General features: G+C 33.3%; 20 protein-coding genes. 4 read left to right on the top strand and 16 right to left on the bottom strand.

The features are described from left to right. Nucleotides 1-109: 109 nt before the first annotated feature. The 10 genes from cmk to CWS01_RS08745 all read right to left on the bottom strand — a co-directional run bounded on the left by cmk (nucleotide 110) and on the right by CWS01_RS08745 (nucleotide 11067). On the bottom strand, nucleotides 110-787 hold the full coding sequence (cmk, locus tag CWS01_RS08700; protein ID WP_101176799.1) for a (d)CMP kinase: 678 nt from the start codon (nucleotides 785-787) through the stop codon (nucleotides 110-112). Nucleotides 788-1202: 415 nt separating this feature from the next. Continuing rightward, nucleotides 1203-1382 (bottom strand): DUF5359 family protein, encoded by a 180-nt coding sequence (locus tag CWS01_RS08705; protein ID WP_101176800.1) that lies wholly within the window; start codon nucleotides 1380-1382, stop codon nucleotides 1203-1205. A 67-nt stretch (nucleotides 1383-1449) separates the two neighbouring features. After that, nucleotides 1450-2199, bottom strand: coding sequence for a flagellar brake protein (locus CWS01_RS08710; RefSeq protein WP_235852007.1), 750 nt, complete (start codon nucleotides 2197-2199; stop codon nucleotides 1450-1452). Between the two features lie 415 nt (nucleotides 2200-2614). After that, nucleotides 2615-3964, bottom strand: coding sequence for a germination protein YpeB (gene ypeB / locus CWS01_RS08715; RefSeq protein WP_101176801.1), 1350 nt, complete (start codon nucleotides 3962-3964; stop codon nucleotides 2615-2617). A gap of 11 nt (nucleotides 3965-3975) precedes the next feature. Beyond that, nucleotides 3976-4974, bottom strand: a complete 999-nt coding sequence (sleB, locus tag CWS01_RS08720; protein WP_168714372.1) for a spore cortex-lytic enzyme — start codon at nucleotides 4972-4974, stop codon at nucleotides 3976-3978. Nucleotides 4975-5220: 246 nt separating this feature from the next. Further along, nucleotides 5221-5901 (bottom strand): glutamic-type intramembrane protease PrsW, encoded by a 681-nt coding sequence (prsW, locus tag CWS01_RS08725; protein WP_101176802.1) that lies wholly within the window; start codon nucleotides 5899-5901, stop codon nucleotides 5221-5223. Between the two features lie 385 nt (nucleotides 5902-6286). Then, the gene (locus CWS01_RS08730; protein ID WP_101176803.1) at nucleotides 6287-7255 is read right to left on the bottom strand and encodes a YpdA family putative bacillithiol disulfide reductase; all 969 of its coding nucleotides are present in this window, start codon (nucleotides 7253-7255) and stop codon (nucleotides 6287-6289) included. A 164-nt stretch (nucleotides 7256-7419) separates the two neighbouring features. Continuing rightward, nucleotides 7420-8697 (bottom strand): Glu/Leu/Phe/Val family dehydrogenase, encoded by a 1278-nt coding sequence (locus CWS01_RS08735; RefSeq protein ID WP_101176804.1) that lies wholly within the window; start codon nucleotides 8695-8697, stop codon nucleotides 7420-7422. A gap of 768 nt (nucleotides 8698-9465) precedes the next feature. Next, nucleotides 9466-10050 (bottom strand): genetic competence negative regulator, encoded by a 585-nt coding sequence (locus tag CWS01_RS08740; RefSeq protein ID WP_101176805.1) that lies wholly within the window; start codon nucleotides 10048-10050, stop codon nucleotides 9466-9468. A gap of 228 nt (nucleotides 10051-10278) precedes the next feature. Beyond that, nucleotides 10279-11067 (bottom strand): metallophosphoesterase, encoded by a 789-nt coding sequence (locus CWS01_RS08745; protein WP_101176806.1) that lies wholly within the window; start codon nucleotides 11065-11067, stop codon nucleotides 10279-10281. A gap of 177 nt (nucleotides 11068-11244) precedes the next feature. Between CWS01_RS08745 and CWS01_RS08750 the strand changes: the two genes are divergently transcribed. Genes CWS01_RS08750 through CWS01_RS08760 form a run of 3 tightly spaced genes read left to right on the top strand, consistent with a single transcriptional unit; the run spans nucleotide 11245 to nucleotide 12326 of the window. Then, nucleotides 11245-11475, top strand: coding sequence for a spore coat associated protein CotJA (locus tag CWS01_RS08750; protein ID WP_101176807.1), 231 nt, complete (start codon nucleotides 11245-11247; stop codon nucleotides 11473-11475). Continuing rightward, nucleotides 11472-11732 carry a spore coat protein CotJB gene (locus CWS01_RS08755; protein ID WP_101176808.1) on the top strand — a complete coding sequence of 87 codons (261 nt, stop codon included), beginning with the start codon at nucleotides 11472-11474 and terminating at the stop codon, nucleotides 11730-11732. Before CWS01_RS08750 ends, CWS01_RS08755 begins: the two co-directional genes overlap by 4 nt. 24 nt (nucleotides 11733-11756) lie before the next feature. Beyond that, entirely contained in the window at nucleotides 11757-12326 is a 570-nt protein-coding gene (locus tag CWS01_RS08760) for a manganese catalase family protein (RefSeq protein WP_101176809.1), read from the top strand. A gap of 54 nt (nucleotides 12327-12380) precedes the next feature. Here the strand turns inward: CWS01_RS08760 and CWS01_RS08765 are convergent, their stop codons facing one another. From CWS01_RS08765 to CWS01_RS08785, 5 genes are all read right to left on the bottom strand, one after another. Beyond that, on the bottom strand, nucleotides 12381-12839 hold the full coding sequence (locus CWS01_RS08765; protein WP_101176810.1) for a YpbF family protein: 459 nt from the start codon (nucleotides 12837-12839) through the stop codon (nucleotides 12381-12383). Between the two features lie 140 nt (nucleotides 12840-12979). Beyond that, nucleotides 12980-13642, bottom strand: coding sequence for a LysM peptidoglycan-binding domain-containing protein (locus tag CWS01_RS08770; protein ID WP_101176811.1), 663 nt, complete (start codon nucleotides 13640-13642; stop codon nucleotides 12980-12982). A 12-nt stretch (nucleotides 13643-13654) separates the two neighbouring features. After that, nucleotides 13655-14260 (bottom strand): CPBP family intramembrane glutamic endopeptidase, encoded by a 606-nt coding sequence (locus CWS01_RS08775; RefSeq protein WP_101176812.1) that lies wholly within the window; start codon nucleotides 14258-14260, stop codon nucleotides 13655-13657. Between the two features lies 1 nt (nucleotide 14261). Continuing rightward, the gene (locus tag CWS01_RS08780) at nucleotides 14262-15758 is read right to left on the bottom strand and encodes a RecQ family ATP-dependent DNA helicase (RefSeq protein WP_101176813.1); all 1497 of its coding nucleotides are present in this window, start codon (nucleotides 15756-15758) and stop codon (nucleotides 14262-14264) included. Beyond that, nucleotides 15755-16804: a helix-turn-helix domain-containing protein gene (locus CWS01_RS08785; RefSeq protein WP_101176814.1), complete on the bottom strand. Its 1050-nt coding sequence runs from the start codon at nucleotides 16802-16804 to the stop codon at nucleotides 15755-15757. The genes CWS01_RS08780 and CWS01_RS08785 overlap by 4 nt, the downstream gene beginning before the upstream one ends. Nucleotides 16805-17074: 270 nt before the next feature. Here CWS01_RS08785 and CWS01_RS08790 point away from each other — a divergent pair, with 270 nt between their 5' ends. Beyond that, nucleotides 17075-17323, top strand: a complete 249-nt coding sequence (locus CWS01_RS08790) for a ferredoxin (protein ID WP_101176815.1) — start codon at nucleotides 17075-17077, stop codon at nucleotides 17321-17323. Nucleotides 17324-17345: 22 nt separating this feature from the next. Here CWS01_RS08790 and CWS01_RS08795 read toward each other — a convergent pair whose 3' ends face one another. Beyond that, nucleotides 17346-17963 (bottom strand): ECF transporter S component, encoded by a 618-nt coding sequence (locus CWS01_RS08795; RefSeq protein WP_101176816.1) that lies wholly within the window; start codon nucleotides 17961-17963, stop codon nucleotides 17346-17348. Nucleotides 17964-18089: the final 126 nt, after the last annotated feature.

The raw sequence follows: 18089 nt of genomic DNA on the forward strand, positions 1-18089 counted from the left end.
TTTTGTCAAGTAAGACAACTTAAAAAGGAATAGCAAAATACAGAACTACTATCTATTAAATAATTCTTTTTCTGCTATTCCAAACTATTTATAAACCGTTGAAAAGAAATTAATTGGTAATTTTTTCGGCAGTCAATTCCATGATTTGATTAACCACTTCTTCAATAGAAAGAGAAGTAGTATCTACTTCTGTGGCATCCGCCGCTTTTTTTAATGGTGCTACTTCACGTTCAGAATCTAACTTATCTCTTGTTGCAATTTCTTGCTTTAATAATTCTAAATCCGAATCATACCCTTTTTTAAGGTTTTCAGTATGACGTCTAATTGCTCGTTCATCTACAGATGCCAATAAAAATACTTTTACCTCTGCATTTGGAATAACATGTGTGCCAATATCCCTACCATCCATTACCACGCCACCGCTTGTTGCAAACATCTGTTGACGTCTAACCATCTCTTCACGGACTGATTTATGCTTTGCAACAACGGAAACGGAATTTGTGACAGCACTTGTCCTAATTTCTTCTGTTACATTTTGATTATCCAAAAATATCAGTTGACTGTTTTCTCCTGGAAATAATTCAATAACTGTATTTTCTAGCACATTCATTAATTTTTGTTCATCTTCAAGATCTATTTGATTATTTAAAGCTTTATATGTTAATGCTCGATACATCGCTCCTGTATCAATATAAATATAACCTAATTTTTCTGCAATAATTTTTGCAACAGTACTTTTTCCAGCCGCAGCAGGTCCATCTATTGCAATACTAATTTTTTTGTTCATAAATCCTCCTAAAACTTTGGCTTTTATAAAAACCAATACGATAATAATAGCTAAAACAAAACAACTTCCCCTTCAAACTTCTCAAAAGGAACTGTACCGCTAAAGCTCGAAACGTTTTTACAGCAAAAATTTTGTTTCACACTTTCCCTATTAGGTTTGAAGCAATTTATATTGCCTTCCTAACAAAAAAGAAGATGTTTCATTATGCCCATTTGTTTCTATCCGGAAAACGAAATATATCGCTTCTTTCTTATTTTAACATATTTTATTTGCTATTTTCTTTAAAATAAGAGGATTTAAAGATTTTATTCTATTGTCCAAATTCAACATAAAAAATGACACTACTCTAAAAAACGAAGCAGTGCACTATTTAATAAGCTAATTTCATACAAACAAAATTATTGCAAGCATATAGTTAATTATTTTGCTCAAATGTTTCTAATATTTTAGTAAAATTCGATTTAGAAACACCTTCATATTCTGCCAATTCATATAGCTTAGGAAATAAATCCCAATGATGAATCATTTGACTCACCGCTAAGAAGGCAAATTGAATGATGATAATTTTCATTATAATTCTTTCAATTTTTTTCATAAATCCCCACTCCACTGATAGCTTATACTATTAGTATCGGAGGATTTCTATCTGTTTATTCAAGGTTCTATTCTTTCTTTTTATAGGATAGCTGAATATCATAGCAATAACGCAAAAGCAATTGCCTATTTTTTGGGGATACATCCACAAACTGAATGATTAGCTTATTATATGTTTTATTAAGCTCTAATATCTTTATCCCTTTACCCCTTAATTTAGGATAATAATATTCTCCATTTTGGAGAGGCAGGACTAATGTCAATTCTGCTAGTATATCTTCTGCAAGCTCTATGGACTTAGGAATAACAATAGCGGCACCACCAGCACTAATATCTATTGTCATGGCTGTAAAAGGTATATATTCATTTGGTATAGGATGTATGGCAATGTCAATGCATGCTGCTACTCGAACATACTGTCTTCGCTGATTCTTAATGAGCTGATCTTTTGTAGGAAAAGGCAAAATTAACATTGGTATATTTTGTTTTAATCGACCGATGATTTCCGTATCAAATAGATAGGAAATCCCTTCCTTTGTTACAAAACTCCCTCTTAATTGCGTACCATTTACTAAAAAAACAGTTTTGTTTGTTTCTAAATGAATTGGATAATCAATATATAATTCTTTTTCATTGTATTCTACTAATCGACATTTATACTGTTCCGGACTATCTGTATCCATTGGTTCAAGAATTAAAGTATCTCCAATATTGATCAATCGTGCTACCACTCTTTCTTTGCTTCCACTGTTTTTAGAAGCTGGGTTCAATGCCCAATTTTTTCTTTTATTATGGCATGGAACTTTCCTTTTAAGCAATAGAAGAAAAACCTAAAATTTCTTTACATATGCGTGATTGAAAGCAACTATTCCCTACTGGCTGCTAGTGAAATCAATCGATCTTTTGCAGGATAATTCCTTTCCTTATATACTACGTAGCCAACTAATGTTTGGCCATTATTTTTTAATAGGCTTTTTAATGAATATAGTTGAGCAACTACTTTTTGAGAAGGACGAGTTGGCAGATAGTGAATTTTGTAGAAAAATAGCTATCTGCTCAAAATACGAAGGAAATTACTAAAAAAAAGGAGCAAAACACGGGGAAAATAAAGTGAAATCAAAAAAGAAAACAATAGGCAAATTTTCCTCTTATAAAAAGGCCTACTAACATTACGGAATAGAAACCGCAATTTTAGTTGGCCTTTTAAAGCTGTATTCAGTTTATTTCTTGCATTTACACCACTTCTTCATAAACACTTTCTGCATTTTTTAGCTTTTCTACCTTTTCTTCAATGCCATTTTTGGCATTAATGTAAATTCGATAGGTGTCATCTCCAAGTGTGCCAATAAATTCATAGCATAGAACTTCTTTGTTTAAATCATTTTGGATAATCGCCAGCCCATCATCCATAATTTTCACTTGCGTATTTATTTTCTTTTGTGCATCAGCTTTTGAAATAACTGGATCGGCAATGTTTCTTTGCTTATGGGAAAGCAAATAATCCTCAGCCGCAAACCCAACAATATTCCCATTATCTAATGCCACTTTAATTTTTATGCTGTCAGGATAAATTTTAACCCCATCTTGCTCTGTTACAAAGGAAAACACTCCAATATTGTCATATTGCATGCTTTCAAAAAGAGCAAGATCTTTAAAGTTATTATCCTTTAAAAACTTCACAGCATTATTACCTGCCTTATTTAAACTGATTTTTTGCTTCTCTACATCTCTAGAAAGGATATACCAAATTGGATAGCCGCCTTTTTTAGACACATCCATGCTAGCCTCAAGCTTTGTATCTTTATCCAATAAAGTTACACTATAAAAACCGTAATTAGAGCCTTTTCCGTTTTCTGTTACTTTTACATCGACATCTCCATTAAATTCGGCATATTTTTTTGCCACCTTTACTGCTTCCTCTTTGGAGATTGTCGCACCACTTAGATTTTTAAAATTTCGATCTTGTTTCTCCATACTCACATTTGTAACGCCGAATGATGCTTCATCATATCCATTTACTGTTTTTTCTACTGTTTTTAATCCATCAATGATTGTATTGTCTCCAGCTTCTTTTCCACTGGCGATAGCCATTTCCACATCCATCCAGCGCAAATTATTCTTCAAGACTAAATGCTGCACATTGCGCAGCTCATCTTGTATTTCCGCTGCTTGGCTATATAATTTTTTTAATGAACCATATTCTTGCGTAGATAATGGTTTTTTATTTAGATCCCTTACCGCAGTACGATAGCTGAAATCTCCAATATTCGCCAGAAACTCTTCTGTTTTATTAAAAGGCAATAATGTTAAAGGCAATTGCCCTACATCGCTATGCGCTTCGGATGTAATTCTCCAAACATCTGCCAACGCAGGAGATAAAGACTCTTTCGAATTCATTGCTAAAGTGGTTCCGATTTGGTCATGCAATAAATCGACTTGATAAGTTAAATCATGAAATGCTCGTTGATAATTGTTTTCTGCATTCATTAATATTGCATTCTTTTCTTTATGTTCTTGATAGCCCCAAAATGCTGCCCCTGCAACACCAATTGTTAAAACGGTTATTAATATGCCTCTTAGCAATTTTCTCACCTCTACTTACAGAAGATATGTTTTCCGATTTGCTTAATTTGTGGTCTTGTCCATATCCAGCCACTTGTTGCTGTATCTGGATTAAAATAATATAAAGCATTCCCTGTTGGATCCCAGCCATTAATGGCATCTAGCACTGCTTCTTTTGCCTTTTCATTTGGAGTCAGCCATATTTGTCCATCTGCTACTGCTGTAAATGCACGCGGTTCAAAAATAACGCCGGAAACCGTATTAGGAAAAGATGGGCTGTTTACCCTATTTAAAATCACTGCCGCAACTGCCACTTGTCCTGTGTATGGTTCACCGCGGGATTCTCCATACACTGCATTTGCCATTAATTGAATATCATTTTGAGAAAATCCATTCGGAACATTGGCGGCTGTTGGTTTTTCCCCCTTTGTATTTTCACCAGAATTAGCCGTACCGCTGCTTCCATTGTTGCTGGAACTTTTGGATGTGCCTGCTCCATTATTTGCTGCATTATTGCTGGAACTTTTGGATGTATCTGCTCCATTATTTGCTGCATTGTTATTTGCCCCACTTTTTGTACCGCCAGATCCTTTTTGGGTCTCCTTAGAAGTTCCACTTTCATTAGCAGAAGGTGTCTTTTGTTTTTCTAAATCAACCCCTCCATAATGTGAAAATTTCTTCCCACTATTAATTTGATTCTTCACAAATTTCTCATTATAGTTAGATGCTTTTGCTAACTTTTGTTTTGTTTTCGTCCCTGCTAACCCATCAATCGGTAAACCAAATTCATATTGAAAATTTCTTAGCGCCCAATATGTTTTCCATCCAAAAACTCCATCTATTTTTCCATTATAAAAACCTAAATATTGCAGCCTTGATTGCAGTTCGATTACATCGTCACCAACTGCCCCTTGCTGAATAACTTGATTGGAAAATGCCTCAGCAGATCGTTCCCTTTCAAGCGAAGGCTCCAAAATTAGGCATAGAGAAAAAATAATTGAAATTTTTGCGAGTAATAATTTTTTATTCATGATTGTTACCCCCAGAAGTAAATACTATTAACATTAACTCTATTTTTTGTAGATGTTGGTTTTTTATACAAAAAAAAAAACAGAATGAATAATCATCCTGTTTCAAATAAAAAAGATTTAGTTTATCTTCCATTGACTATAATTTATGTTCATGTATCAATACTCCCACCCAAATTGGGAATGAATAAAACAGAGAATGAGGACTTTTCTCCAAATTTGAAAAAGAGAAAAGCAATAAGTTTGTTCCTATTTAATAGCGCTCATCTTTATATGCTTTTCGAAATAATCTTTGCTTAATTCTCTTGCGGATTTTACTTTTTTTAAGCCAAGCCACCATAGAAACAGCATAAATGGGGTAATGATTACAAGCCAATTTTTTTGCATTGTTAGAATATAGTCATATATTCCATGTAAGAAAAAAGGGATAAATAACGAATAAAACACCCACTTACCCCGAGGCATAGTAAATTTCCCTTTACCTAAATAATATCCCATCAACACACCAAATATGGCATGGCTTGAAACCGGCAAAAGCGCTCTTCCTAATGCATGTTCTACGCCATTTGCAATTAAATAAAGAATATTTTCTACTGTTGCAAACCCTAAAGACACACTTGCTCCATAAATGATACCATCATATGGTTCATCAAATTCAACATGCTGATAGGCAGTATAAAAAAGAATAAACCACTTAAAAAACTCTTCCAGCAAACTGGTCGTTATTAAAGAGCTCCATAATCCAGATGGAATAATCTGCTCTACTTCCATAACATATTGAATAAACATAATTGGAAATACAAGAAGAGCTCCAGCAATAAACGCTCGAAACACAAGAGAAATTGGCTCTGAGTCATATTGATCCTTTAAATAAAAATAACTTAATAAAGCAAGACCAGGAGCTATCCCAGCTGAAATAATTGCCAACATGCTAATCCTCATTCCCATTTTTTTACTTAAATACACGATATTTCCATTATTCGTTATTATATATAATCTTATCATAAATTTGTCTTTATTAAAGCATCTATTTCTTTTTTCTTAAAATGAATCAAAAATTCATTTTATTATACTAAAATAACACTTCAATCGGTAAGGGAGATTGAAATATTAAGGATAGCAAATTTATCACGCATTAACGGGCTTTTGACCCTCATCTAAGGGGCGATAAGAAAAATTCAGGTGGATGATATAAAAACTATATAGCAACATCTGTGTAAACTATATTCATAGTCCTCAAGCTACAATCAATCAGTGGAGGATGTGGAAAACCTCCACTGATTGTTCGTTTCACTTTATTTAATAAGAAATATTCTTATTTAGAACGCTTAACAATAGCCTCTGCAATTTGTCCGCCATGAAAACGGCCATTTTCAATAAAGATTTCATTTGCATTATTGCCTGCTGCAATAACACCAGCAATAAATATTCCTTTTACATTTGTTTCCATCGTTTCCGAATCAAATACTGGTCTTCCTGTTGTTTTCTCAATTTCCACACCCATTTTCATTAGAAAATGATGATCTGGATGATACCCTGTCATTGCAAATACAAAATCATTTTTTATTTCAAAGCTTTCTCCATTTTTATTGTAAAATAAACTATCTTCTTTAATCTCCGTTACATGTGCATTAAATTCCATTTTTATGCTTTCGTTTCTCACTAACGACTCAAATTCAGGCAAAATCCATGGTTTAATGCTAGTTGAGTATTCATTTCCTCTATATAAAACCGTTACTCTTGCTCCTGCTTTCACAAGTTCAATGGCAGCATCCACACTCGAATTTTTTCCGCCAATTACAGTAACATCATGATTAAAGTATGGGTGGGCTTCTTTAAAATAATGCATTACTTTCGGCAATTTTTCACCTGGAACATTCATATAATTCGGATGATCATAATAACCTGTTGCAACGATTACATACGGAGTTATGTATTCTTCCTTTTCACTTTTCACCATAAATTCTTGATTATTCGTTTTTTCCACAGAAGTGACTTTCTCATACGCATTAATTCGCAGCTGTTTTCTTTTGACCACTTCTCGATAATAAACTAATGCCTGATTGCGATGTGGTTTATACTGTTCTGTTATAAACGCCACTTCTCCTATTTCTAATTTTTCGCTCGTACTAAAAAAAGTTTGATGGGTTGGGTACCCATGTATAGCATTCACTACATTCCCTTTTTCAATAATAAGTGGGTTGATATTAATTTCCTTTAATGCAATCGCGGCAGCCAAACCACAAGGTCCTGCACCAATTATTATTGCGTCTTCTCTTTTCAAACCTCTTCACTCCTAACCTAATTACATCCAAATACCCCAATATTTTAACAACTTTAAAAAAGTAAATATGGCCTATTTATTCAAATATGTCTTGTATAAAAAAAAATCCCCTAAAAATAGCATAGGAGATTTTAAAAAAATATACAATAAAAAGAATTGATACTTTAAATCCATCCTCTAAATCTTGAAGCCTCAGCCATTTTTCTTACCCCTACCATATATGCGGCAAGTCTCATGTCCACTCTTCTGACTTGAGCTGTTTCATAAATATTTTCAAAAGATTTGCTCATAACCTTTTCTAATCTTTCTTCCACTTCTTCTTCTGTCCAATAATATCCTTGGTTATTTTGCACCCATTCGAAATAGGAAACTGTTACTCCACCTGCTGATGCTAAAACATCCGGCACTAACAGAACTCCTTTTTCTGTTAAAATCCGTGTAGCTTCTAATGTAGTTGGACCGTTTGCTGCTTCTACTACAATGCTTGCTTTTATGTTATCTGCGTTTTTTTCAGTAATTTGATTTTCAATTGCTGCAGGCACTAAAATATCACATTCTAATTCTAATAACTCCTGATTGGTGATTGTCTTATTAAATAAGTTTGTAACTGTTCCAAAACTGTCTCTTCTATCTAATAGATAATCAATATCCAATCCCTCTGGATCATGCAGAGCACCATATGCATCAGATATACCAATTATTTTAGCTCCTGCATCATGCATAAATTTTGCTAGGAAACTTCCTGCATTTCCAAATCCTTGAACCACTACACGAGCGCCTTCAATGGAAATTCCTTTCTTTTTCGCCGCTTCTCTTATGCAAATCGTTACCCCTTTTGCTGTTGCCGTTTCTCTTCCATGTGATCCCCCTAACACTAGCGGTTTTCCTGTTATAAAACCTGGAGAGTTAAATTCATCAATTCGGCTGTACTCGTCCATCATCCAAGCCATTATTTGCGAATTGGTAAATACATCTGGAGCAGGGATATCTTTAGTTGGTCCGACTATTTGACTGATTGCACGAACATACCCTCGACTTAGCCGCTCTAATTCACGGAAAGACATATCTCGTGGATCACAGACAATCCCTCCTTTTCCTCCTCCATATGGCAAATCAACAATTCCACATTTTAAGCTCATCCAAATCGACAATGCTTTTACTTCTTTTTCAGTTACATGTGGATGAAAACGAATTCCACCTTTGGTTGGTCCAACAGCATCATTATGTTGCGCCCGGTAGCCTGTGAATATTTTTACCGTTCCATCGTCCATTCTCACGGGAATCTTAACAGTCATCATTCTAATCGGTTCTTTTAGCAACTCATATACTTCATCAGAATAACCAAGCTTACTTAACGCTTTTTGAATAACCGTTTGTGTTGATTTTAAAACATCATGCTGCTCATCTGTTTGTTTTTTCTCGTTAGATTTTTTGGCTACCATTTTTAAATCCTCCTAAAAAACTACAAAATTAATTATTAATTAGTCGTGCAACGTTTATACTTTTTACTGGCAAGTCCAAATTTGCCTCTTAATAATAAAAAATCATCTTAAAAGAAATGCTTGCTAAACAATAATTTTATTTATTTTAGCATACATCCCCATCATACAGTCTAAATTAGTATACCTACCTTCTATTTTATTGCAAGAAAACTTTTCGATTCGTTAAATCATTTTATTAATTCCTTTTTTCATTATGATTAGATGGTTTTTATTATACAGTCATCCCTAATAATAATATATTCGAATAACATAGTCTTTGTCCGTCATCTCCCTGTAAAATTTCAAAAGTCTCTATTTGCATAATAATCATTTGTCTTCTATTTCTAGCGTTTTATTCTCTGTAAAATCGAATAAAACTTTCTTTCATTTTAACATTTTTCATAACATTTACCAATGAAGTTGTACCCATCGTTTCATTTTTTTAGACATCTCATTGCAAGTTATTCCCACCTGTTTTCTTCATTTGTTGAAAGGAACCTTTTACCTTCTTCTATTTATGTAAAATATATAATACAAGCTAAAAATAACAACTTTATTGCCTTGTTTTCCAATAAAAAAATAAAGTTTCTCCGTTACCTTAAAAATTTGAAAAACCTTTTCTTCTCCTTGCACCCTTTATTTATAAAAAGAGAAAAATAAGTCAACCATGCAAATTTTTAAAGACTTCAGAATGAACTTTATCTTTTTAACGAGATATTAAGTATGGCTTTAAAAATAAGTAGTAATTGTTTCAATTGCACAATCAGCACAAATTATTTTCCCATATTCTTCTAAGATATGGATACTGATTAAAGCAGGTTCCCCATATTCACCTAACATAGCTACTGCGCGTTCTTCTTCTTTTGCCGTCATCTCTTTAAACATTAGATAATAGCGTCCATCTTTGCTTAATAGCAATCCACCGTTCAGGTTAAGACTTTTCAGCTGTTTGCAAACTTGAATCACATCTTCTAGCTCCATAAACTCAAATAATATATCAATTGTCTCTTCAACAGTGACTTGCATCTCTAAAAAACCTTCATTTAAAAGCTCTTCCTCTTCTTCTTCTAAACTGTCGCTCATCGTTAAAATCATCACCATTCCTTGTGCTTTTAAAGAGAAAATTTCAACAGCCACAGAACCTTGTATTTCTATATCGAAAAGAACATTTGCTTCTTCTAACATTTCATGAAAAAAATACTGCCATTTTATCGAGTCTTTCCATATATCATCTTTCGTTAAGCCACGTTCATATAAATCATCAAAAGTCAGGTGTATTTTTATTCTGTTATAATTTAATCTCTCTAAGCGCATAGCATTGCCTCCTGCTCCTCTGAAAAAACTCTTACTTTAGCTTATGAAGCAAAAAACAAAAGGTGATAATTTCAAAGGAATGGATATAATATTTCTCATATTTTCCCTATCTATATGATGATACTAAACATAGCTAACATAACGATACTACCTTATAATGCATTTACCTCTATTTCCTCATCTAAACAGCAGGTTTAGTTAAGAGCTCCTAACTTGCTTCTAGTTTTTTTATTGATCTAGTTTATTTTTAATTTTAATTAGATGAGTCTCTGGTTTTGCGCCGAGACGAAGAGGAACCTTAGTTGTGCCATATCCATTGCTGACAAATATAGTCGTATTGCCTATTACTTTTGTTTTTCCAATTTCATATGGTCCTATTCCAAAAATTCTAATTTGGCCTCCATGTGTATGTCCACTTAACACAAAAGATATTTTATGTTCTTCTTTTATCTTTTCCATTATTTTCGGATTATGGCTTAATAAAATTTTAAAAACATCTTCCTCTGTTTGCATTAAAGCACCTTCTAGATCATCAAATTCCATCGAATAGTCCTCAATTCCAACTAATGACCATTTCTCCCCTAATTCAGAGGTAAAGGTTATGGACTTATTATCAAGTACTGTGACTTTTTCGTCTGCAAACAACTGTTTTAAACGATCAGAGTCTACTTCATAATCATTATTGCCCCAAACAAAATAAACATCACCAATTAATTTTAGCTTTTGAATATTTTGTCTAACCTGATCAAAAGACACTCCTTTTTCCGTTAAATCTCCCCCTATTATTACGATATCCGCTATATCTTTCACTTCATTGATTAAACTATCTGCAACAGTTCTTCTATGTATATCAGAAATAAAAAAAAGGGAAACTGCTTGAAAAGATCGGGGGAAATCCGGAAAATAAATCAGTTCATATTTCACTGTATTTTCATTAGCTTGTTGATGCATTTTGACGAGCAGCAAAACTCCAACAAACAGAAAAAAAACAGTCAATAGTAGAATTAATGGTAGCATAATTGCCTTCCTTTCTATTTAGTTTAAAAAAATTACAGAACCAAACCCTACAATATTACCTCACCTAGCTGATTTTTTTAACAATTGACATTTATTGACGATTAAAAGAAGCATGAAAATAAATTAGGCTCATATCATTTAAAGGATTAAAACATTTTGAATACAGGAGGATATTTTATGAATTCATTTTATAAACAATATCAGCCATATATAAGTCCATTTGATCCATGTCCACCAATAAAAACAAAAACATATTCTACTCCCCCTAATCTCTATATGGGATTTCAACCACCACATTTGCCACAATTTTCACCAATGGAAGCATTAAAAGCAGGGACTTTATGGAAAGCATTTTATGATCCTTATTATAGTCCATATGAAAACAAAAAAGGAGAGAATCCTTTATGAAACAACTTCCAAAAGAATATTATCAGCTGTTAGAACAACTTCAAGCTGTAGATTTTGTCCTTGTAGAACTTACTTTATATTTAGATACCCATCCTCATGATAAAGATGCCATCAACCAATTTAATCATTATGTACAAGAAAAAGAAAAATTCAAAAAACTTTATGAAAGTAAATATGGCCCCTTGCTGCAATATGGGAATAGCTATTCCGGCACCCCTTGGGACTGGGATTCTGCTCCTTGGCCATGGCAAGTATAAATTAACTAAAGGAGATGAGAGTGAATGTGGTTATACGAAAAAAAATTGCAATATCCTGTAAAAGTGAGCACGTGTAATCCTATGCTTGCCAAATTTTTAATTGAGCAATATGGCGGTGCTGATGGAGAGTTAGCCGCCGCCTTGCGTTACCTAAATCAGCGCTATTCTATTCCTGATCGTGTCATCGGCTTGCTTACCGATATCGGAACAGAAGAATTTGCTCACTTAGAGATGATTGCCACTATGATTTACAAACTAACTAAGGATGCTACACCTGATCAATTAAAAGCAGCAGGTCTTGGAGACCATTATGCTAATCACGAACATGCCCTATTTTATCATGACGCTGCTGGAAATCCCTGGACCGCTACCTATATTGCCGCAAAAGGGGATCCTATTGCCGATTTATATGAAGATATTGCTGCAGAGGAAAAAGCAAGAGCAACCTATCAATGGATTATTAATATGAGTGATGATCCTGATTTAAATGACAGCCTGCGTTTTTTGCGGGAAAGAGAAATTATTCATTCTCAGCGATTTCGTGAAGCAGTCGAAATCATTAAAGAAGATCAAAACCGTAAAAAAATATTCTAATGTTAAAAAAAGAGAGAGGCATTTGTAAAAAAGCTAAAGCAAATGAGCCTCTCTTTATTTTGATTCATAAAATAAATTAATATCATATTCTTTTTTCATCATTTCGAATACTTGATGGCGACTTTTCCATTCTTCTTCTTTTTTCCATAAATCTTTGCTTTTATCAATAATTTCACAACGCAAAGCATGAAACTCTTTTTCTGCCTTATCTGTTTTTTGCTTTAATACATTCATAAAACCGAACGAACCAATAATAACCGTCATCGCATATAAATTAAATGATTCCTCGATAAAAGCGGAAAACATCCTTTCCATTGAATGAGAATACGGAATGGCAACATGCTTATACAGAAATATAAAATATAAAAAAGCGAATAAAATAGTCAACCACATCACAAAAAGATGCCTTTTATGTAATATTTCAAACTTTCGCTTTTTTTCTATAACCTTCTGCAGCATTGCCTTTGTCGCTTCATCTGTATAATGATTCAACTTAATAATGGATGTTTCCATTACTTTTCCTCCCTTTTCCCCTTACCCGCTCATCATAAACGCTTAAAAAACAATGGTTTATTTTTAGCAGTTCTGTTTGTTTGATGCTTCCTTATATAAAAACATATGAAGGAAAAGGACAAGTTAGAATCACAATAGATTTATGGAAGAGGTATTTTTAATGTTTGACCAACCATAATTTCATTATTTATTAGCTGATTTGCTTGTTTAATAAGATCCACTCCATTGCCAGATGGATAATATTTCAAAGAAATCGTAAATAAGGTTTCTCCTTGTACAACCTCATGATAGACTACCTTTCCAATTGTAGAGTTGTTGGTTTGTGAACTCGTTTCTTGAGATTCTGCTGTCTTTTCTGCTGCTTCATCGGCAGTTTGTTTTTTTTCTGCTGAATTCGTTTCTTCCTTATTATCATCTTCCGTTTGGCTCGTTTGTTTTTCTTCTTCCATCGTATCTGTTTCTTCTTCTTTTCCTGCATCATCTTCTTCTGTTTTTTCTATATTTACTCGTTCAAACATCTTAGAAGCAGAGTCTGATGGCACAATTTGCGAAAACTCAATATTTGATAATGTTTTAAGTATAAAGAAAAGGGAAATAGGCAAAAGAATAAAGATAATGACTAATAAAGTCATACCTGGTATCTTTAACGTCTTCTTTTTTCCTTTTTTTCTATGTACACTGCTTCTAGATGGCAATTCTTTTTTGGAATTCTCCTTTTTTGTCTCAACTTTTATATTATTTGAACGAGGGATTCTTTTTTTCTGCAATTCCGCTTGCTTTCTGTATGAATCTTCCCTTGTCATAACATCCCTTCCCTACTTATCTATCCATTGATTTACCTTGTTGTATCCAAATAGCTGATATCTAATAATTATTCCAAGTAGAAAATCAATCATAAAATGCATAATGATTGTGACCAAAATATTTTCTGTCCATTCAAATAACACCCCAATAATTAAACTTAAAATAATAATGTTAGCAAATAAAAACCAATTAAATAAATACCGATAATGAATAACTGCAAAAATAATACTACTGATCCATAATCCTAAATGAGTTTGAAGAATGCCTCGAAACAATAGTTCTTCAACAAAAGCGACCACAAAAGCAATAAAGGCAATATGAAGAGGATTTCTAGCACTGAATATCCGATGATTTAATCCCCCATCATCATTATATTCAGCCGGCAAACATTTCATCAGTATAACATCAAATATAACTACAGCCACCCCTGCTGCAAACCCTAGCCACATTTCATTTACATCTACTATAAACAGCTCTTTTAATGTACTGCTTTTAAATATAAACGTATGCAAAATAAATGCTATAGTCAGCAATAGGAGCTGGGTAAGATATAAATGCTTGATTAACTGTTTTTCAGACAATTCTTTTATCAATTGAAAATATGCTTCTTTATTCATCCTAAGAATCACTTTCTAATAAAATTTTGGCAAGGATCTCTTTCCAGTCATCCTCATTATGACTCTTCTCTATCAAGGTTCTCTTATAATGATAAAAGGATAAATCTAACCCACATCTATCACAGCATCTTTCCATAGATTCCGGTTTTTTCTCATCAAAGTAATTAGCTATAAACGTTCTTCTGCATTCCTGTTGGTTTATCCATGTTAATAATGCTGCTATTTTTTGTCTTTTTATTTCCACCCTTTTTAGCCGATGTTGTTTAAAAAAATGAAGTTTTTTTATTAAACTTGGCATATCAGCTATTTCTGATGAAAAATATGCTTCTAATACGCGCCACTGTGTTTCAGAAAAAGCAAATTGACGCCACTCCTTTTCTTTTTCTTTCCACTCTTGATAACTGCTATAGGAAGATAAGCTTGCTAGCAGTTGATCAATTTGCATATCGCTCGCTAGTTCCATTTCAATTAGCTGACTTGCCAATGCCTCATCTCCATTTGCATAAAGTAAAATAGAGATACTATCAGATCCATCTCTGCCAGCCCGGCCAATTTCCTGCAAAAAGGATTCCATCTGTGTTGGCATATGATAATGGATCACATAGCGAATATTTTCCTTATTAACCCCCATACCAAATGCACTTGTCGCACAAATCACTTCCAAATGTCCATGTAGAAACTGCTGCTGGATTAAAATCCGATCTTCCTGTGTCATGCCACCATGATAGCCGCTAATTTTTTTATTGCTTTTGCTGCGAATATAACTCGCAGTTTGTTCGGCAATTTTTTTGCTAGAAAAATAAATAATGCCTGGACCTTGCAATTGTTCTACTAATGTATACAACCTCTCCAGCTTCTCTGCTGTTGCAGAAAACTTTTCTACCGAAAAGGCAATATTTGGTCGGTTAACAGGATAAATAATTTCGGTCACTTCTTCTAAAAAAAGCGACTTTTTTATATCCTCTCTAATTTCTGATGTAGCAGTTGCTGTTAATGCCAGCGTTAAAGGAGATTTTAGTTCCTTTCTAACCTTCCCTAAATTTTTGTATTCTGGACGAAAATCATATCCCCATTGCGAGATGCAATGGGCTTCATCCACCACAAATAAGACGATTTTTATTGTTTTTAATAAGTTTAATACATAACTAGAAGAAATCATTTCTGGGGAAATATAAATGAATTTATATTTTTTTATATGGGTAAAGAAGTAGTCTCTTTCTTTTTTCGATAAAAAGGAATTAAGTGCTACTACTCGTTTTTCCCCATTCATCTTCATTTGTTCCACTTGATCTTGCATCAAGGATAATAATGGAGAGATAATAATAACGGCACCATCTAAAAAAAGCCCTGGAAATTGGAAACACAAAGACTTTCCAGTGCCAGTTGGCAGCATTGACAGCGTATGATTCCCATTTAAAATAGAAGAAATCGTTTCCTTTTGGCCTAGTCTAAAAGACGAAAAAGAAAAGAACTCTTTTAATTTATTTTCTAAAGTCATATTTTATCCCCCAATTTTGCCAGCACTACCCGAATTTCAAAATAACTTACATCCTGAAAATTCTCTTTAATAAGCTTTAAAGATTTTGTTTCTAATTTGTTTATACAGTTTTTAACCCGAACAAAACTATTTTCTGATACATACTCACTAATAGGAAATGTTGGAATATTTAATATAATTTCTACTATATGATCTTCAATAGTGCTCTCTTTTAACTGGCGGACTGTACTAATCTCTTCTATACTATAACCTCTTTGAATGTATTGATATGTTTTTGTTGTTGAAAGAGTTAAAGGGAGATTTTGTTCCGTTTCTTTTATCAGTTTTTGTAATAACGGAAAGTCATCTTCACATTTCCTAATATGGTCCATCATAAAATGTAAAATGGACAGAAAATAAACATGATAATAATCCTTGTCCACCTGTAGCTCCTGAGCTCCTTGATGCACCGTTAATCCAATATTATCACACCCGGTCAATCTTATAACAAAATAACGTGGATCAATGTTACGATGATCTAGACATGCCACCAATTCTCCATATAATTTTCCGCTTATTTTATCTCGGGGAATATTTATGCTTGCTAGAGTCTCCTTTAGCCATGCTTGTATAGAACGATCTCTTTGCACCGGAATATAACGGCGTTTCCCTGCTTTTAAGTGTGCAGCTACTTGTACAAATAAGGACAATCTTTCCCAAAAAACACTTGTTTGTTGATGATAAATCCATCCATTTAAATGCTTAGGGATAGGATTTTCTACCAGCAGCATCTCTAATTCCCTTCGTTTCTCCTTACTTATGACAACATGCTGTTCTGAAAGCTCTTCTAGCCAACCATTCCTTTTTAATGTTTCCATAATTGCTTGGAAGTCTTTTCTTGATAGATCTGGAAAAATTTGAAAAAACATGGTCAATTGAAATAAATGAATATCCTGTATCGTTTGCGAAGATTTTTTTCCATTTAAAATGTGCAAAATAGAATAGATCGTTCTTTCTCCAGAAATATTATGTAAACAGTACAATAGCACAATTTCTATAAAAGGCATTTACTTCTCTCTCCATACACGATTTTTTAGCTAATATTGTAGAAATTTGTTGTATTTCTCCTCCTTATTTTATCATGAAAAAGGAGGGTTTTAAAAATTTGTATGATGCTAAAAGGAAAATTTAATCGTCGATTTACGATTGTTTATATCGCAAACACATCTTTTTTTATTGAAAAGTTATAGATTCAGTTTTACAATAGGATAAGAGTAAGGAGTATCATTCGTAAAAATGTATATAACTTAACTAAAATATTGGAGGTTTTTTTACTCATGGCAAAATATACAATAGTAGATAAAGACACATGTATCGCTTGTGGAGCATGTGGCGCTGCAGCACCAGATCTTTATGATTATGATGATGAAGGCTTAGCTTTTGTTATGTTAGATGAAAATGAAGGAACAGTGGAAGTTCCTGAAGTTTTATTAGATGATATGCTAGATGCATTTGAAGGATGCCCAACAGACTCTATTAAAGTTGCTGATGAGCCATTCGAAGGCGATGCACTTAAATTCGAATAGTTTTAATAAAAAAGGAAGCTGGTCAAAATCGACCAGCTTCCTTTTTTCCTAGCAGCATTGCACTGCTATATTGGGATTGCTGTTTCATAATCCAAGCTCTCATTTTTGAGAAAACTAGCATAAATAAAACAGAAATAATAACTCCCTTTAATAAATTGAATGGAAGGATTAAAGAAACTACATATTGACGTATTTCTGGACCACTCATTGGTGTATTCATTAATTTCATAAATACTGGAAGAAGCACAAAATAATTAAATAGACTCAGTAATGTACTCATTAACACAACACTAACAACTAATCCAAAAACCATGCCTTTTTTGGATTTTAATTTATTATAAATATAATAGGTTGGCAGAATAAAAGATACACCTGCGATAAAGTTTGCCATATGTCCAACAGGAATGCCTGTTTCACTGCCTGTTATAAAATAATCGATAATATTTTTAATAAGCTCTACTAATACTCCTGCAAGTGGACCAAATATAAATGCTGCAATCAGTGCCGGAATATCACTAAAATCAATTTTTAAAAATGTTGGAAATGGGGGGATTGGGAAATTCATAAACATTAGAATATACGCCAAACTACTTAACATTCCAACTCCTACATACGTTCTTACATTCATCTTTTTTTTCATTTCTACTCTCTCCTTTTTAGGATCCATCTGCCTAAAGAAGAAAGATTCTGTTCTATTTTGACATATTCTTCAAATAAAAAACCTCAAGCAGATGCACTTGAGGGAGAATTTTTAAAGGTACGCCAA

It is taken from the genome of Niallia nealsonii, from assembly GCF_002835805.1.
GTDB classification, from domain to species: Bacteria; Bacillota; Bacilli; order Bacillales; family Cytobacillaceae; genus Niallia; species Niallia nealsonii.

Excerpts from the sequence above, each read along its gene's own strand:
- CWS01_RS08775 (WP_101176812.1), bottom strand. The coding sequence starts at position 14,260 with ATGAATAAAGAAGCATATTTTCAATTGATAAAAGAATTGTCTGAAAAA.
- CWS01_RS08780 (WP_101176813.1), bottom strand. The coding sequence starts at position 15,758 with ATGACTTTAGAAAATAAATTAAAAGAGTTCTTTTCTTTTTCGTCTTTT.
- sleB (WP_168714372.1), bottom strand. The coding sequence starts at position 4,974 with ATGAATAAAAAATTATTACTCGCAAAAATTTCAATTATTTTTTCTCTA.
- CWS01_RS08765 (WP_101176810.1), bottom strand. The coding sequence starts at position 12,839 with ATGGAAACATCCATTATTAAGTTGAATCATTATACAGATGAAGCGACA.
- CWS01_RS08735 (WP_101176804.1), bottom strand. The coding sequence starts at position 8,697 with ATGGTAGCCAAAAAATCTAACGAGAAAAAACAAACAGATGAGCAGCAT.
- CWS01_RS08795 (WP_101176816.1), bottom strand. The coding sequence starts at position 17,963 with ATGAAAAAAAAGATGAATGTAAGAACGTATGTAGGAGTTGGAATGTTA.
- cmk (WP_101176799.1), bottom strand. The coding sequence starts at position 787 with ATGAACAAAAAAATTAGTATTGCAATAGATGGACCTGCTGCGGCTGGA.
- CWS01_RS08755 (WP_101176808.1), top strand. The coding sequence starts at position 11,472 with ATGAAACAACTTCCAAAAGAATATTATCAGCTGTTAGAACAACTTCAA.
- CWS01_RS08790 (WP_101176815.1), top strand. The coding sequence starts at position 17,075 with ATGGCAAAATATACAATAGTAGATAAAGACACATGTATCGCTTGTGGA.
- CWS01_RS08745 (WP_101176806.1), bottom strand. The coding sequence starts at position 11,067 with ATGCTACCATTAATTCTACTATTGACTGTTTTTTTTCTGTTTGTTGGA.
- CWS01_RS08740 (WP_101176805.1), bottom strand. The coding sequence starts at position 10,050 with ATGCGCTTAGAGAGATTAAATTATAACAGAATAAAAATACACCTGACT.
- prsW (WP_101176802.1), bottom strand. The coding sequence starts at position 5,901 with ATGTTGGCAATTATTTCAGCTGGGATAGCTCCTGGTCTTGCTTTATTA.
- CWS01_RS08785 (WP_101176814.1), bottom strand. The coding sequence starts at position 16,804 with ATGCCTTTTATAGAAATTGTGCTATTGTACTGTTTACATAATATTTCT.
- CWS01_RS08760 (WP_101176809.1), top strand. The coding sequence starts at position 11,757 with ATGTGGTTATACGAAAAAAAATTGCAATATCCTGTAAAAGTGAGCACG.
- CWS01_RS08705 (WP_101176800.1), bottom strand. The coding sequence starts at position 1,382 with ATGAAAAAAATTGAAAGAATTATAATGAAAATTATCATCATTCAATTT.
- CWS01_RS08770 (WP_101176811.1), bottom strand. The coding sequence starts at position 13,642 with ATGACAAGGGAAGATTCATACAGAAAGCAAGCGGAATTGCAGAAAAAA.
- CWS01_RS08750 (WP_101176807.1), top strand. The coding sequence starts at position 11,245 with ATGAATTCATTTTATAAACAATATCAGCCATATATAAGTCCATTTGAT.